We start from the raw sequence: 15752 nt of genomic DNA, 5'->3' as shown, positions 1-15752 counted from the left end.
CAGATGAGCAAGATCCTGATCCGTGGTGCGAAGGTGCTCGGCGGCGAGCCGCAGGACGTGCTGATCGACGGCGGGACCATCGCCGAGGTCGGTACCGGTCTGAGCGCCGAGGGCGCCCAGGTCGTCGAGGCGGCCGGCAAGGTGCTCCTGCCGGGGCTCGTGGACCTGCACACCCACCTGCGCGAGCCCGGACGCGAGGACTCCGAGACCGTGCTGACCGGCACGCGCGCGGCTGCCTCCGGCGGTTTCACGGCCGTCTTCGCCATGGCCAACACCTTCCCGGTCGCCGACACCGCCGGCGTGGTCGAGCAGGTCTACCGGCTCGGCCAGGAAGGCGGCTACTGCGACGTGCAGCCCATCGGCGCCGTCACCGTCGGCCTGGAGGGCAAGAAGCTCGCCGAGCTGGGCGCCATGCACGAGTCGGCCGCCGGCGTCACCGTCTTCTCCGACGACGGCAAGTGCGTGGACGACGCCGTGATCATGCGCCGCGCCCTGGAGTACGTGAAGGCCTTCGGCGGTGTCGTCGCCCAGCACGCGCAGGAGCCGCGGCTGACCGAGGGCGCCCAGATGAACGAGGGTGTCGTCTCCGCCGAGCTGGGTCTCGGCGGCTGGCCCGCGGTGGCCGAGGAGTCGATCATCGCCCGGGACGTGCTGCTCGCCGAGCACGTCGGCTCGCGCGTCCACATCTGCCACCTGTCGACCGCCGGCTCGGTGGAGATCGTGCGCTGGGCCAAGTCCCGCGGCATCGACGTCACCGCCGAGGTCACCCCGCACCACCTGCTCCTCACCGACATGATGGTGCGCACCTACAACCCGGTCTACAAGGTGAACCCGCCGCTGCGCACCGAGCGTGACGTGATGGCGCTGCGCGAGGCTCTCGCCGACGGCACCATCGACATCGTCGCCACCGACCACGCCCCGCACCCGCACGAGGACAAGGACTGCGAGTGGGCCGCCGCCGCCATGGGCATGGTCGGCCTGGAGACCGCGTTGTCAGTGGTCCAGGAGACGATGGTGGACACCGGGCTCCTCACCTGGACCGGGGTCGCCGAGCGGATGTCCTCCAAGCCCGCCGAGATCGGGCAGGCGAAGGGCCACGGCCGTCCCGTCTCGGCTGGTGAGCCCGCCAACCTCACGCTCGTCGACACGGAATACCGTGGGTCCGTGGACCCCGCGGGCTTCGCCTCGCGCAGCCGCAACACTCCGTACGAGGGGCGTGAGCTGCCGGGCCGTGTCACGCACACGTGGCTCCGGGGCAAGGCCACGCTCGTCGACGGGAAGCTCACGTGACACCTGCAACACTGCTCGCAGCCGGAACCGGACTCGCGGCCGAACAGAAGTCGGCCGACGTGACCGACTGGGCCGCGCGCATCGGCTGGGTCGTCGGACTCGCTCTCTTCGTCGCGCTCGTCTACTGGCTGATGCGCGAGGGCTGGAAGTGGCGCGGCACCCTCCAGGGCGACCTGCCCGAGCTGCCCAGCGCGCCGGACGACCCCGGCCCCGCCAGACTGAGCATGAGCGGTCGCTACCACGGCTCCACCACGGCAGGTCAGTGGCTGGACCGCATCGTGGCCCACGGCCTCGGCACCCGCAGCCGGGTCGAGCTCACGCTGACGGACGCGGGACTGGACGTCGTACGCCCCGGCGCGGCCGACTTCTTCGTCCCGGCCGGCCGGCTGCGCGAGGCCCGGCTCGACAAGGGCATCGCCGGCAAGGTCCTGACCGAGGGCGGACTGCTCGTCGTGACCTGGGCGCACGGCGAACGGCTGATCGACTCCGGCTTCCGCTCCGACCACGCGGCGGAGCACAACGAGTGGGTCGACGTCATTAACTCCATGATCAACACCAACAGCACGGAAGGCGCCGAACGATGACGACCTCCATCCAGGGGACCGCCTCCCAGAGGCACAAGGCGGCTCCCGCCGTACTCGTCCTGGAGGACGGCCGCATCTTCCGCGGCCGTGCCTACGGGGCCGTGGGGGTGACCTTCGGCGAGGCCGTGTTCTCCACCGGCATGACCGGCTACCAGGAGACCCTCACCGACCCGTCGTACCACCGCCAGGTCGTCGTGATGACCGCCCCGCACGTCGGCAACACCGGCGTCAACGACGAGGACCCGGAGAGCAAGCAGATCTGGGTCGCCGGCTACGTCGTGCGCGACCCCGCGCGCGTGCCGTCCAACTGGCGCTCCCGGCGCTCCCTGGACGACGAGCTGCGCGCCCAGGGCGTCGTCGGAATCTCCGGCATCGACACCCGCGCCCTCACCCGCCATCTGCGCGAGCGCGGCGCCATGCGCGTCGGCATCTTCTCCGGCAACGCCCTGCCCGACGAGGGCACCATGCTCGCCGAGGTCCGCCAGGCCCCCGAGATGAAGGGCGCCGACCTCTCCGCCGAGGTCGCCACCAAGGAGGCGTACGTCGTCCCGGCGATCGGCGAGAAGAAGTTCACCGTCGCCGCCGTCGACCTCGGCATCAAGGGCATGACCCCGCACCGCATGGCCGAGCGCGGCATCGAGGTGCATGTGCTGCCCGCGACGGCGAGCGCCGAGGACGTCTTCGCCGTGAACCCGGACGGTGTGTTCTTCTCCAACGGCCCCGGCGACCCGGCCACCGCCGACCACCCGGTCTCCGTGATGCAGGCGGTCCTGGAGCGCGGCACCCCGCTCTTCGGCATCTGCTTCGGCAACCAGATCCTGGGCCGCGCGCTCGGCTTCGGCACCTACAAGCTGAAGTACGGCCACCGCGGCATCAACCAGCCCGTGCAGGACCGCACGACCGGCAAGGTCGAGGTCACCGCGCACAACCACGGCTTCGCCGTCGACGCCCCGACCGACAAGGTCTCCGACACCCCCTTCGGCCGCGCCGAGGTCTCCCACGTCTGCCTGAACGACAACGTGGTGGAAGGGCTCCAGCTCCTCGACAAGCCGGCCTTCAGCGTCCAGTACCACCCCGAAGCGGCAGCCGGCCCGCACGACGCCGCCTACCTGTTCGACCGCTTCGTATCCCTGATGGAGGGCCAGCGTGCCTAAGCGCACCGATATCCAGTCCGTCCTGGTCATCGGCTCCGGCCCGATCGTCATCGGCCAGGCCGCCGAGTTCGACTACTCCGGCACCCAGGCGTGCCGGGTCCTCAAGTCCGAGGGCCTCAGGGTCATCCTCGTGAACTCCAACCCGGCGACGATCATGACCGACCCGGAGATCGCCGACGCCACCTACGTCGAGCCGATCACCCCCGAGTTCGTCGAGAAGATCATCGCCAAGGAGCGCCCCGACGCGCTGCTGCCCACCCTGGGCGGCCAGACGGCCCTCAACACGGCCATCTCGCTGCACGAGGCGGGGACGCTCGAGAAGTACGGCGTCGAACTGATCGGCGCCAATGTCGAGGCCATCAACAAGGGCGAGGACCGCGACCTCTTCAAGGAGGTCGTCGAGGCCGTACGCCAGAAGATCGGCCACGGTGAGTCCGCCCGCTCGGTCATCTGCCACTCCATGGAGGACGTCCTCGCGGGCGTCGAGACGCTCGGCGGCTACCCGGTCGTCGTCCGCCCCTCCTTCACCATGGGCGGCGCCGGCTCCGGCTTCGCGCACGACGAGGAGGAGCTGCGCCGCATCGCCGGTCAGGGCCTCACGCTCTCGCCCACCACCGAGGTGCTCCTGGAGGAGTCCATCCTCGGCTGGAAGGAGTACGAGCTGGAGCTGATGCGCGACAAGCACGACAACGTCGTGGTCGTCTGCTCCATCGAGAACTTCGACCCGATGGGCGTGCACACCGGTGACTCGATCACCGTCGCGCCCGCGATGACGCTCACCGACCGCGAGTACCAGGTCCTGCGCGACATCGGCATCGCCGTCATCCGCGAGGTCGGCGTCGACACCGGCGGCTGCAACATCCAGTTCGCGGTGAACCCCGAGGACGGTCGTGTGATCGTCATCGAGATGAACCCGCGCGTGTCGCGGTCGTCGGCGCTCGCCTCCAAGGCGACCGGCTTCCCGATCGCCAAGATCGCCGCCAAGCTGGCCGTCGGCTACACCCTCGACGAGATCCCGAACGACATCACCCAGGAGACGCCCGCCTCCTTCGAGCCCACGCTCGACTACGTCGTCGTCAAGGCTCCCCGCTTCGCCTTCGAGAAGTTCCCGCAGGCCGACTCCACGCTGACCACCACCATGAAGTCGGTCGGCGAGGCCATGGCCATCGGCCGCAACTTCACCGAGGCCTTCCAGAAGGCGCTGCGCTCGCTGGAGAAGAAGGGCAGCCAGTTCACCTTCGTCGGCGAGCCCGGCGACAAGACCGAGCTGCTGCGCGAGGCCGTACGGCCCACCGACGGCCGGATCAACGCGGTCATGCAGGCCATCCGCGCGGGCGCCACGCCCGAGGAGGTCTTCGAGTACACGAAGATCGACCCCTGGTTCGTCGACCAGCTCTTCCTGATCAAGGAGATCGCCGACGAGCTCGCCGAGGCCCCGGAGCTCACCTCCGACCTGCTCGCCGAGGCCAAGCGGCACGGCTTCTCCGACCAGCAGATCGCCGAGATCCGCGGCCTGCGCGAGGACGTCGTCCGCGAGGTCCGGCACGCGCTCGGCATCCGCCCGGTCTACAAGACGGTCGACACCTGCGCCGCCGAGTTCGCCGCGAAGACGCCGTACTTCTACTCCTCCTACGACGAGGAGACCGAGGTCGCTCCGCGCGAGAAGCCCGCGGTGATCATCCTGGGCTCCGGCCCGAACCGCATCGGCCAGGGCATCGAGTTCGACTACTCCTGCGTGCACGCCTCCTTCGCGCTGAGCGACGCCGGGTTCGAGACGGTCATGGTCAACTGCAACCCGGAGACCGTGTCCACGGACTACGACACCTCCGACCGGCTGTACTTCGAGCCGCTCACGTTGGAAGACGTGCTGGAGATCGTCCACGCGGAGTCGCTGGCCGGCCCGATCGCCGGTGTCGTGGTGCAGCTGGGCGGCCAGACCCCGCTGGGTCTGTCGCAGGCGCTCAAGGACAACGGCGTGCCGATCGTGGGCACCTCGCCCGAGGCCATCCACGCGGCCGAGGACCGGGGCGCCTTCGGGCGCGTGCTGGCGGAAGCCGGCCTGCCGGCCCCCAAGCACGGCACGGCCACCACCTTCGCCGAGGCCAAGGCCATCGCCGACGAGATCGGATACCCGGTCCTGGTGCGGCCGTCGTACGTCCTCGGCGGGCGCGGCATGGAAATCGTGTACGACGAGACCCGGCTGTCGTCCTACATCGCCGAGTCGACCGAGATCAGCCCCTCGCGTCCGGTACTGGTCGACCGCTTCCTCGACGACGCGATCGAGATCGACGTGGACGCCCTCTACGACGGCCAGGAGCTCTACCTCGGCGGCGTCATGGAGCACATCGAGGAGGCCGGCATCCACTCCGGCGACTCGGCGTGCGCACTGCCTCCGATCACCCTGGGCGGCTTCGACATCAAGCGCCTGCGCGCCTCGACCGAGGCCATCGCCAAGGGCGTCGGAGTGCGCGGCCTGATCAACATCCAGTTCGCGATGGCCGGCGACATCCTGTACGTCCTGGAGGCCAACCCGCGCGCGTCCCGCACCGTCCCCTTCACCTCGAAGGCGACCGCGGTGCCGCTGGCCAAGGCCGCCGCCCGGATCTCGCTGGGCGCGACCATCGCCGAACTGCGCGCCGAGGGGCTCCTTCCGGCGACCGGCGACGGCGGCGAACTGCCGCTCGACGCGCCGATCTCCGTCAAGGAGGCCGTCATGCCGTGGTCGCGCTTCCGCGACATCCACGGCCGCGGCGTCGACACCGTCCTCGGCCCGGAGATGCGCTCCACCGGCGAGGTCATGGGCATCGACTCCGTCTTCGGCACCGCGTACGCCAAGTCGCAGGCGGGCGCGTACGGCCCGCTGCCGACCAAGGGCCGCGCCTTCATCTCGGTCGCCAACCGCGACAAGCGCTCGATGATCTTCCCGGCGCGCGAGCTGGTCGCCCACGGCTTCGAGCTGATGGCCACCTCCGGCACCGCCGAGGTCCTCAAGCGCAACGGCATCAACGCCACCGTCGTGCGCAAGCAGTCCGAGGGCACCGGCCCGAACGGCGAGAAGACCATCGTCCAGCTCATCCACGACGGCGAGGTCGACCTCATCGTCAACACCCCGTACGGCACCGGCGGTCGCCTCGACGGCTACGACATCCGTACGGCGGCCGTGGCACGCTCCGTGCCCTGCCTGACGACGGTCCAGGCGCTCGCCGCCGCCGTCCAGGGCATCGACGCCCTCAACCACGGAGACGTGGGCGTCCGCTCGCTCCAGGAACACGCGGAACACCTGATCGCGGCCCGCGACTGACAGCCCCGAGGGGGACACCGGAAACGGTGTCCCCCTCTTCATGAGGGCACCCACCCTCATGAGGACCAAGAGGACTCCTGAGATGTACAAGCTTTTCTTCCGTCTGGTTTTCCAACGGATGGACCCGGAGCAGGCTCACCACCTGGCCTTCCGCTGGATCCGCCTCGCCGTCCGCATCCCCGTACTGCGCACGTTCGTCGCCGCCGCACTCGCGCCCCGCTACAAGGAGCTGCGCACCGAGGCCTTCGGGCTGCGCATGCACGGCCCCTTCGGGCTGGCCGCCGGCTTCGACAAGAACGCGGTCGCGATCGACGGGATGTCGATGCTCGGCTTCGACCACGTCGAGATCGGCACGGTCACGGGGGAGGCCCAGCCCGGCAACCCCAAGAGGCGGCTGTTCCGGCTCGTGAAGGACCGGGCGCTGATCAACCGCATGGGCTTCAACAACGAGGGCTCGCTGGCCGTCGCCGCCCGCCTGGCCTCCCGTACGCCCGTCTTCAGGACGGTGGTCGGCGTCAACATCGGAAAGACCAAGGTCGTCCCCGAGGCGGAGGCCGTCGGCGACTACGTGAAGTCGACCGAGCGGCTGGCGCCGTACGCCGACTACCTGGTGGTCAACGTCTCCTCGCCCAACACGCCCGGCCTGCGCAACCTCCAGGCCACCGAGTCCCTGCGCCCCCTGCTGAGCGCCGTTCGCGAGGCCGCGGACCGTACGGTGACCGACCGCCGGGTCCCGCTCCTGGTGAAGATCGCGCCCGACCTCGCCGACGAGGACATCGACGCGGTCGCCGACCTGGCCGTCGAGCTCGGCCTGGACGGGATCATCTCCACCAACACCACCATCGCGCGCGAGGGCCTCGGTTTGAAATCCGAACCCTCACGGGTGAAGGAGACCGGCGGACTCTCCGGCGCACCCTTGAAGGCGCGCTCTCTCGAGGTGCTGCGGCGCCTGTACGCGCGCGTGGGCGACGAGATCACCCTCGTGGGCGTCGGCGGCATCGAGAACGCCGAGGACGCCTGGCAGCGGATCCTGGCGGGCGCCACGCTCGTCCAGGGGTACAGCGCCTTCGTCTACGAGGGGCCCTTCTGGAGCCGCGCCGTCCACAAGGGGCTCGCCGCACGCCTGCGCACCAGCCCGTACGACACCCTCGCCGACGCAGTCGGTGCCGACGTCAGGAAGGCAAGGAAGACCGCATGAGTGCTCTGGAGCCCTTCGGTGCCCGGCTGCGCCGCGCGATGGACGAGCGCGGCCCCCTGTGCGTCGGAATCGATCCGCACGCGTCCCTGCTCGCCGAGTGGGGCCTGAACGACGACGTGGCCGGCCTGGAGCGGTTCAGCCGCACGGTCGTCGAGGCGACGGCCGACCGGGTGGCCGTGCTCAAGCCGCAGAGCGCCTTCTTCGAGCGCTTCGGCTCCCGGGGCGTCGCGGTCCTGGAGAAGTCGGTGGCGGAGGCTCGGGCGGCCGGTGCGCTGGTGGTGATGGATGCCAAGCGCGGCGACATCGGCTCGACCATGGCCGCGTACGCGGAGAGCTTCCTCCACAAGGACTCCCCGCTGTTCTCGGACGCGCTGACCGTCTCCCCGTATCTCGGCTACGGCTCGCTCTCCCCGGCCGTCGCGCTGGCCCGCGAGAGCGGCGCCGGCCTCTTCGTGCTCGCGCTCACCTCCAACCCGGAGGGCGGCGAGGTCCAGCACGCGGTGCGCGCGGACGGCCGCAACGTCGGCGCGACGATGCTGGCGCATCTGGCGGCGGAGAACGTGGGGGAGGAGCCCATGGGGTCCTTCGGGGCCGTGGTCGGCGCCACGCTCGGTGACCTGTCGACGTACGACCTCGACATCAACGGACCGCTCCTCGCGCCCGGCATCGGCGCGCAGGGCGCCACTCCGGCGGACCTGCCCCGGGTCTTCGGCGCCGCGGTGCGCAATGTCGTCCCGAACGTCAGCCGGGGCGTGCTGCGCCACGGGCCCGACGTCGTCGCGCTGCGTGATGCCTCGTCACGCTTCGCGGAGGAGATCGTGGCCGCCGTTTCGGCACACTGACCGCCGCCGAGGCGTTCGAATCGCTCGCGCGGGTCCCCCGAGGAGTGACTCGAGGACTACTTGAGTCTGAATACATCCTCAAATCCAGGGCATTATGTCCTAAATGTCCGACCTGACGGAGGCTGACCAGGACTTTTCCGCTGTTCTCGCTGACTCTGGCGGACTTGCCCGCTAGTCTCCGACGAGTGGGGGCACCTCCCACGCTCTTCAAGCAGTGGGGGAGAACGGGCAGCGTGTTGCTCGTGGCTCCCCAGGTGTGGGGCGACTAGGTTCCTCACCGGTCCGTATCCGACAGTTCGACATCCGAGGTGACGTAGGCGTGGCTCTTCCGCCCCTTACCCCTGAACAGCGCGCAGCCGCGCTCGAAAAGGCCGCCGCGGCTCGCCGGGAGCGGGCCGAGGTCAAGAATCGACTCAAGCACTCCGGCGCCTCCCTGCACGAGGTCATCAAGCAGGGCCAGGAGAACGACGTCATCGGCAAGATGAAGGTCTCCGCCCTGCTCGAGTCCCTGCCGGGCGTGGGCAAGGTCCGCGCCAAGCAGATCATGGAGCGACTCGGGATCTCCGAGAGCCGCCGCGTGCGCGGCCTCGGCTCGAACCAGATCGCCTCCCTGGAGCGTGAGTTCGGCAGCACCGGCTCCTGAGTCCGGGCCTTCCGGACCGGGAGTCCCGGGCACTCCGGGATTGCTGGAATAATCGCTGCATGAGTGAACGTCCGCGGCTGACCGTGCTCTCCGGCCCTTCGGGGGTCGGCAAGAGCACGGTCGTCGCCCATATGCGCAAGGAACACCCCGAGGTCTGGCTCTCGGTGTCGGCCACGACCCGCAAGCCCCGCCCCGGCGAGCAGCACGGAGTCCACTACTTCTTCGTCACCGACGACGAGATGGACAAGCTGATCGCCAACGGCGAGCTGCTGGAGTGGGCCGAGTTCGCCGGCAACCGTTACGGCACGCCGCGTGCGGCCGTGCTGGAGCGGCTGGAGGCGGGCGAACCCGTCCTCCTCGAGATCGACCTCCAGGGTGCCCGGCAGGTCCGCGAGTCCATGGCGGAGGCTCAGCTGGTGTTCCTGGCTCCTCCCTCCTGGGAGGAGCTCGTGCGCAGACTCACCGGACGCGGCACCGAGCCGCCCGAGGTGATCGAGCGCCGCCTGGACGCGGCGAAGGTCGAGCTCGCGGCGGAGCCGGAGTTCGATGTGACCTTGGTCAACACCTCCGTCGAGGACGTGGCGCGCGAGCTGCTAGCCTTGATGGACGTTGTGTGATCGTGGTTGCGTGATCGTCGATAGTTCAGGCCGGTCATTCGCCTCGATCATTCACACTGATTCTTTCCCACCCATCGGAAGGTAGAGCGTGTCCTCTTCCATCTCCGCGCCCGAGGGCATCATCAACCCGCCGATCGACGAGCTCCTCGAGGCCACCGACTCGAAGTACAGCCTCGTGATCTACGCGGCCAAGCGGGCCCGCCAGATCAACGCGTACTACTCGCAGCTCGGCGAGGGCCTCCTCGAGTACGTCGGTCCGCTCGTCGACACCCACGTCCACGAGAAGCCGCTCTCGATCGCCCTGCGCGAGATCAACGCGGGTCTGCTGACGTCCGAGGCCGTCGAGGGTCCGGCGCAGTAAGTACGATTTACAGCTTGCAGCTGACTTTTCCACAGGCCCGGCAGCGCGACTGCCGGGCCTGTGGTGTGTAGTGGAGTCGTACGTTGCCGAGTCCGGGGAGAGACGGGGAGAGACGGTGGACAAGCCGAAGGTCGTTCTGGGGGTCAGTGGCGGCATCGCCGCGTACAAGGCCTGTGAGCTGCTGCGCAGACTCACCGAGTCCGGCCATGACGTACGCGTCGTGCCCACCGCCTCCGCGCTGCACTTCGTCGGCGCCGCCACCTGGTCCGCCCTCTCCGGCAAGCCGGTCTCCACGGAGGTCTGGGACGACGTCGACGAGGTCCCGCACGTCCGCATCGGACAGCACGCCGACCTGGTGATCGTCGCCCCCGCCACGGCCGACCTGCTCGCCAGGGCCGCCCACGGCCTCGCCGACGACCTGTTGACCAACACGCTGCTCACCGCCCGCTGCCCCGTCGTCTTCGCCCCCGCCATGCACACCGAGATGTGGGAGCACCCGGCCACCCAGGAGAACGTGGCGACGCTGCGTCGACGCGGCGCCGTGGTCATCGAGCCCGCCGTCGGCCGCCTCACCGGCGTCGACACCGGCAAGGGCCGGCTGCCCGACCCGGCCGAGATCTTCGAGGTCGCCCGCCGGGTCCTGGCCCGGGGCGGCACCGAGCCGGACTTCGAGGGCCGCCATGTCGTCGTCAGCGCCGGAGGCACGCGCGAGCCGCTCGACCCCGTCCGCTTCCTCGGCAACCGCTCCTCCGGCAAGCAGGGCTATGCCCTGGCCCGTACGGCTGCCGCCCGGGGCGCCCGGGTCACGCTGATCGCGGCCAACACCGGGCTGGCGGACCCGGCGGGCGTGGACGTCGTCCAGGTCGGCACGGCCGTGCAGCTGCGGGAGGCGGTCCTCAAGGCCGCCGCGGACGCCGACGCGGTGGTGATGGCGGCGGCCGTCGCGGACTTCCGCCCGGCCGCCTACGCCATGGGGAAGATCAAGAAGAAGGACGACCAGGAGCCGGAGCCCATCGCCCTGCTGCGGAATCCGGACATCCTCGCCGAGATCTCGACCGAGCGCGCCCGCCCCGGCCAGGTGATCGTCGGCTTCGCCGCCGAGACGGACGACGTGCTCGCCAACGGCCGCAGGAAGCTGGCACGCAAGGGGTGCGATCTGCTTGTGGTGAACGAGGTGGGCGAGCGCAAGACATTCGGCTCGGAGGAGAACGAGGCGGTCGTCCTGGGCGCCGACGGGAGCGAGACCCCGGTGCCGTACGGGCCCAAGGAGGCCCTGGCCGAAACCGTATGGGACCTGGTGACGCGGCGGTTCGGATGAATGTGTGATGCGTCGCGAACTTCCTTCGAGCATCGCTCGATTCGGGTGTGGCGCCCCTGGCCAGGGCGCGTGACATTGGGCAGAATGCCCGTGCCGCAGGTCACAGCGCTCCCGAGAGGCGAGACAGGGGGTCCGTGACCGAGCACGACAGATAAACTGTCCTCGGACGACGCCGGGCGCAGCCCCCGTCCCGTCCGCCAATGATCAGCCAGCAGCCGCTGCAACCACAGGGAGCGTTGTGTCCCGTCGCCTGTTCACCTCGGAGTCCGTGACCGAAGGTCACCCCGACAAGATCGCTGACCAGATCAGCGACACCATTCTCGACGCGCTTCTGCGCGAGGACCCCACGTCCCGCGTAGCCGTAGAGACCCTGATCACAACCGGTCTGGTGCATGTGGCCGGCGAGGTCACGACCAAGACGTACGCGGACATCGCGACGCTGGTTCGCAACAAGATCCTCGAGATCGGCTACGACTCCTCGAAGAAGGGCTTCGACGGCGCCTCCTGCGGTGTCTCGGTCTCCATCGGCTCGCAGTCGCCCGACATCGCGCAGGGCGTGGACACTGCGTACGAGTCCCGGGTCGAGGGCGACGAGGACGAGCTGGACCGGCAGGGCGCCGGTGACCAGGGCCTGATGTTCGGCTACGCGACGGACGAGACGCCGACGCTGATGCCGCTGCCCATCTTCCTCGCGCACCGCCTGTCCAAGCGCCTCTCCGAGGTCCGCAAGAACGGCACCATCCCCTACCTGCGCCCGGACGGCAAGACGCAGGTCACCATCGAGTACGACGGCGACAAGGCGGTCCGCCTGGACACGGTCGTGGTCTCCTCGCAGCACGCGAGCGACATCGACCTCGACTCCCTGCTCGCGCCCGACATCCGGGAGTTCGTGGTCGAGCCGGAGCTGAAGGCCCTCCTCGACGACGGCATCAAGCTGGACACCGAGAGCTACCGTCTGCTGGTCAACCCCACCGGCCGCTTCGAGATCGGCGGCCCGATGGGTGACGCGGGTCTCACCGGCCGGAAGATCATCATCGACACCTACGGCGGCATGGCCCGCCACGGCGGTGGTGCCTTCTCCGGCAAGGACCCGTCCAAGGTGGACCGCTCGGCGGCGTACGCGATGCGCTGGGTCGCCAAGAACGTCGTCGCGGCCGGCCTGGCCTCCCGCTGCGAGGTGCAGGTGGCGTACGCGATCGGCAAGGCCGAGCCGGTCGGCCTGTTCGTCGAGACCTTCGGCACGGCCAAGATCGACGCTGAGAAGATCGAGAAGGCCATCGACCAGGTCTTCGACCTCCGCCCGGCCGCGATCATCCGCGACCTGGACCTGCTCCGCCCGATCTACGCCCAGACGGCGGCCTACGGCCACTTCGGCCGCGAGCTGCCGGAGTTCACCTGGGAGCGGACGGACCGCGTGGAGGCGCTGCGGAAGGCTGTGGGGCTGTAAGGCCCACTCCCGCTGGTTGCTGCGATGCCCGGCTCCCCTTCGGGGGCCGGGCCTCGAGCTTGGCGGCTTGGTTCTATGCCTCGTCAGGCAGTCTCCTCAGGCTGCCGCTCCAGCGGTGCTCGTCGTCCCCGGCCGGGGTCACCCGCAGCCCGAAGGCGTTCTCCGCGAGAGCGAGGACGCTGTCCGGCGGGGCGGGCTGCCGCGCAACGAGGCCGAGCGGACGCATGAACCGATCGAGCCGCCGTGGGTCCAGACCGGTCGGAGCGATCGGCTCAAGAGTATGGAAGCCGACGACGAGGTCGCCGTCGACCGCGTACTTGAACCAGTGCATCGGCTTCTCGTTGTAGTGCAGCGCGACGGCCTCGGTGCCCAGCGAGACCGCGGACAGGATCCGTTCGTCCAGTCCGTGGCCACCGCCTTGTTCCCAAGCCCATGTCCATGCGCCGTCGGTGCCGGTGGTCACCACCGGCTCGTCCTCGTCGAGCAGGGTGTCACCGAAGTCGTCGTCGAGGTCGGCGACATCGCGTAGCGCGAGGGTGTCCGCATCGGCTCCCATACGGTTCAGCAGCTCCACGGGCGACAAGCCCTTGGTGAAGGTCAGCGTGTAGACGGGGATGTCCGCGCGGAAATGATCCAGGCCCCGGCCGGTATGCGTACTCGACATGGGCGAGATGCTGCCATGCCCCACTGACGCACCGAGCCCGTGGCCGTGGCCGGAGCGGCAGTCGCAGTCGCGGTCGCGCCGGTCGATGGACGCCGTCGGTTGTCAGTGGAGTTTGGTAGGAATGCTGGTGTGAGCAGCGAGGACGAGAACGGCAAGGGCGGCGTCGAAGGGGCGTCGGCCGAGCAGCTCGCGCTCATTCGGGAGAGTGTGCGGCAGGCCAAGGGGCCGCGGGCCAAGCCCAGGACGTGGCGAGGGGCCGCGCTCGCGGCGGAGTTGCCGGTCGCCCGGGTGCTGGTCGACAAGGGCGTGCTGCATCTCGACCGGTACTTCGACTATGCCGTGCCGAAGGAGCTGGACGCCGACGCGCAGCCCGGGGTGCGGGTGCGGGTGCGGTTCGGGGCCGGGCGGGGGCGGGTCCGGGAAGGGCGGCGTGAAGGCGGGGGACTCATCGACGGCTTCCTCGTCGCACGCCTGGCCGAGTCCGACTACGCCGGACCCCTCGCGGCGCTCGCGCAGGTCGTGTCGCCCGAGCGGGTGCTGAGCGAGGAGCTGCTCGGGCTCGCGCGGGCCGTCGCCGACCGGTATGCCGGTGGGCTGGCCGACGTGTTGCAGCTGGCCGTGCCGCCGCGCAGCGCTCGGGCCGAGAAACGGCCTTCGCCGCAGGCGCTCGCGCCGCCCGGCGCGCCGGAAGCGGGCTCATGGGGGCGGTACGAGCGGGGGGCGGCGTTTCTGGAGGCACTGGCCGCCGGAGGCGCGCCACGAGCCGTGTGGAACGCGCTTCCGGGGCCCGAGTGGAGCGAGGAACTGGCCCGTGCCGTGGTCGCGACGCTGGCTGGCGGGCGGGGCGCGCTCGTCGTTCTGCCGGACGGGCGGGCCGTCGCACGGGTCGATGCCGCTCTGACCGCGCTGATGGGCGAAGGGCGGCATGCGGTGCTGACCGCCGATGCCGGACCGGAGAAGCGGTACCGGGAGTGGCTCGCGGTGCGGCGGGGGTCCGTACGGGCTGTCGTCGGGACTAGGGCCGCCATGTTCGCACCCGTGCAGAATCTCGGACTGGTCGCCCTGTGGGACGACGGGGACGACAGTCACAGCGAGCAGCACGCGCCTCAGCCGCATGCGCGTGAGGTCCTGCTCCTGCGAGCGGCGCAGGACAAGTGCGGCTTTCTGCTGGGGAGTTGGAGCTGCACCGTCGAGGCCGCGCAGCTCGTCGAGAGCGGCTGGGCCCGGCCCCTCGTTGCCGGGCGGGAACAGATGCGGGGGGCCGCCCCGCTCGTACGGACCGTGGGGGATCAGGATCTCGCCCGGGACGAGGCCGCGCGAGCCGCCCGGCTGCCGACTCTCGCCTGGCAGGCAGTGCGGGAGGGGCTGCGGCACGGTCCGGTTCTCGTGCAGGTGCCCCGACGGGGCTATGTACCGAGGATGGCGTGCGCCAACTGCCGGGCACCCGCGCGGTGCCGGCACTGTTCCGGGCCGCTGGAGGCACAGGGCTCCGGAGCCGCTCTGCGCTGCGGCTGGTGCGGACGGGACGAAGGGGCCTGGCACTGTCCGGAGTGCGGTGGCTTCCGGTTGCGGGCCCAGGTCGTGGGGGCGCGGCGGACCGCCGAGGAGCTCGGGAGGGCCTTCCCTGCCGTTCCGGTGCGGACCTCCGGGCGTGAGCATGTGCTGGACACCGTGCCGGACACGCCGTCGCTGGTCGTGAGCACACCGGGAGCCGAGCCCGTCTCCGAGGGGGGGTATGCGGCGGCCCTGCTGCTGGATGGCTGGGCCATGCTCGGGCGGCCCGATCTGCGGGCCGGGGAGGACGCGTTGCGGCGGTGGATCGGTGCCGCCGCGCTGGTACGGCCGCAGGGTGCCGGAGGGACCGTGGTCGTCGTCGCCGAGCCCACGCTGCGGCCCGTGCAGGCACTGGTGCGATGGGATCCCGTGGGGCACGCGCTGCGCGAGCTTGCCGAGCGGGCCGAGCTGGGGTTTCCGCCGGTGTCGCGGATGGCTTCCGTCGCCGGGCCGGGGGAGGCCGTCGCCGAGTTCCTCAGCGCGGTCGAACTGCCGTCGGACGCAGAGGTGTTGGGGCCCGTGCCGTTGCCCGTCACGGCCGCGGGCCGACCGCGGCGCGCGGGGGCACCGCCGCCCGGCGAGCACTGGGACCGGGCCTTGATCCGGGTGCCGCCCGGGAGTGGGGCTGCCTTGGCGTCCGCGTTGAAGGCCGCGCAGGCGGCGCGGATGGCGCGTGGGGGTGGGGAGGCTGTGGTGCGGGTTCGGGTGCGGATTGATCCGCCCGATATCGGGTGACGTTCTCGCCTGGCGCGTGGGGTGTTGCCGCTCGGAGGGGAGGC

13 protein-coding genes are annotated in these 15752 nt (G+C 70.4%); 12 read left to right on the top strand and 1 reads right to left on the bottom strand.

Features of this window, described 5'->3' with window-relative positions; all coding sequences use genetic code 11:
- Window positions 1-3 precede the first annotated feature (3 nt).
- The 11 genes from ACHBTE_RS07040 (at window position 4) to metK (ending at window position 12755) form a co-directional block, all read left to right on the top strand.
- The gene (locus ACHBTE_RS07040; RefSeq protein ID WP_394722590.1) at window positions 4-1290 is read left to right on the top strand and encodes a dihydroorotase; all 1287 of its coding nucleotides are present in this window, start codon (window positions 4-6) and stop codon (window positions 1288-1290) included.
- Complete coding sequence (locus ACHBTE_RS07035) at window positions 1287-1874, top strand: hypothetical protein (RefSeq protein ID WP_394722588.1); 588 nt, start codon at window positions 1287-1289, stop codon at window positions 1872-1874. Before ACHBTE_RS07040 ends, ACHBTE_RS07035 begins: the two co-directional genes overlap by 4 nt.
- Complete coding sequence (carA, locus tag ACHBTE_RS07030) at window positions 1871-3028, top strand: glutamine-hydrolyzing carbamoyl-phosphate synthase small subunit (RefSeq protein WP_394722587.1); 1158 nt, start codon at window positions 1871-1873, stop codon at window positions 3026-3028. Before ACHBTE_RS07035 ends, carA begins: the two co-directional genes overlap by 4 nt.
- Window positions 3021-6329 (top strand): carbamoyl-phosphate synthase large subunit, encoded by a 3309-nt coding sequence (gene carB / locus ACHBTE_RS07025; protein ID WP_394722586.1) that lies wholly within the window; start codon window positions 3021-3023, stop codon window positions 6327-6329. Before carA ends, carB begins: the two co-directional genes overlap by 8 nt.
- A gap of 82 nt (window positions 6330-6411) precedes the next feature.
- Entirely contained in the window at window positions 6412-7527 is a 1116-nt protein-coding gene (locus ACHBTE_RS07020; protein WP_394722585.1) for a quinone-dependent dihydroorotate dehydrogenase, read from the top strand.
- Window positions 7524-8369 (top strand): orotidine-5'-phosphate decarboxylase, encoded by an 846-nt coding sequence (gene pyrF / locus ACHBTE_RS07015; RefSeq protein ID WP_394722584.1) that lies wholly within the window; start codon window positions 7524-7526, stop codon window positions 8367-8369. The genes ACHBTE_RS07020 and pyrF overlap by 4 nt, the downstream gene beginning before the upstream one ends.
- Before the next feature lie 319 nt (window positions 8370-8688).
- Entirely contained in the window at window positions 8689-9012 is a 324-nt protein-coding gene (locus ACHBTE_RS07010) for an integration host factor (protein ID WP_003977346.1), read from the top strand.
- 59 nt (window positions 9013-9071) lie between these two features.
- Complete coding sequence (gmk, locus tag ACHBTE_RS07005) at window positions 9072-9629, top strand: guanylate kinase (protein ID WP_394722583.1); 558 nt, start codon at window positions 9072-9074, stop codon at window positions 9627-9629.
- Between the two features lie 88 nt (window positions 9630-9717).
- Window positions 9718-9990, top strand: coding sequence for a DNA-directed RNA polymerase subunit omega (gene rpoZ, locus ACHBTE_RS07000; protein WP_003988945.1), 273 nt, complete (start codon window positions 9718-9720; stop codon window positions 9988-9990).
- A gap of 115 nt (window positions 9991-10105) precedes the next feature.
- A complete protein-coding gene (gene coaBC, locus ACHBTE_RS06995) occupies window positions 10106-11308 on the top strand; it encodes a bifunctional phosphopantothenoylcysteine decarboxylase/phosphopantothenate--cysteine ligase CoaBC (RefSeq protein WP_394722580.1) in 1203 nt (400 codons plus the stop codon).
- 238 nt (window positions 11309-11546) lie between these two features.
- Window positions 11547-12755 carry a methionine adenosyltransferase gene (metK, locus tag ACHBTE_RS06990; RefSeq protein WP_394722578.1) on the top strand — a complete coding sequence of 403 codons (1209 nt, stop codon included), beginning with the start codon at window positions 11547-11549 and terminating at the stop codon, window positions 12753-12755.
- Window positions 12756-12828: 73 nt separating this feature from the next.
- Here the strand turns inward: metK and ACHBTE_RS06985 are convergent, their stop codons facing one another.
- The gene (locus ACHBTE_RS06985; RefSeq protein WP_394722577.1) at window positions 12829-13419 is read right to left on the bottom strand and encodes a DUF6461 domain-containing protein; all 591 of its coding nucleotides are present in this window, start codon (window positions 13417-13419) and stop codon (window positions 12829-12831) included.
- 129 nt (window positions 13420-13548) lie between these two features.
- Here ACHBTE_RS06985 and ACHBTE_RS06980 point away from each other — a divergent pair, with 129 nt between their 5' ends.
- On the top strand, window positions 13549-15708 hold the full coding sequence (locus ACHBTE_RS06980; protein WP_394722575.1) for a primosomal protein N': 2160 nt from the start codon (window positions 13549-13551) through the stop codon (window positions 15706-15708).
- Window positions 15709-15752 lie beyond the last annotated feature (44 nt).

It is taken from the genome of Streptomyces sp. M41, assembly GCF_043673425.1.
Classification (GTDB): Bacteria; Actinomycetota; Actinomycetes; order Streptomycetales; family Streptomycetaceae; genus Streptomyces.
This window is presented reverse-complemented; position numbering and strand designations above follow the sequence as displayed.

What these genes read in the sequence shown, in the direction of transcription:
- ACHBTE_RS07040 (WP_394722590.1), top strand. Translation starts at nt 4, where the DNA reads ATGAGCAAGATCCTGATCCGTGGTGCGAAGGTGCTCGGCGGCGAGCCG.
- carA (WP_394722587.1), top strand. Translation starts at nt 1,871, where the DNA reads ATGACGACCTCCATCCAGGGGACCGCCTCCCAGAGGCACAAGGCGGCT.
- ACHBTE_RS07020 (WP_394722585.1), top strand. Translation starts at nt 6,412, where the DNA reads ATGTACAAGCTTTTCTTCCGTCTGGTTTTCCAACGGATGGACCCGGAG.
- pyrF (WP_394722584.1), top strand. Translation starts at nt 7,524, where the DNA reads ATGAGTGCTCTGGAGCCCTTCGGTGCCCGGCTGCGCCGCGCGATGGAC.
- gmk (WP_394722583.1), top strand. Translation starts at nt 9,072, where the DNA reads ATGAGTGAACGTCCGCGGCTGACCGTGCTCTCCGGCCCTTCGGGGGTC.
- ACHBTE_RS06985 (WP_394722577.1), bottom strand. Translation starts at nt 13,419, where the DNA reads ATGTCGAGTACGCATACCGGCCGGGGCCTGGATCATTTCCGCGCGGAC.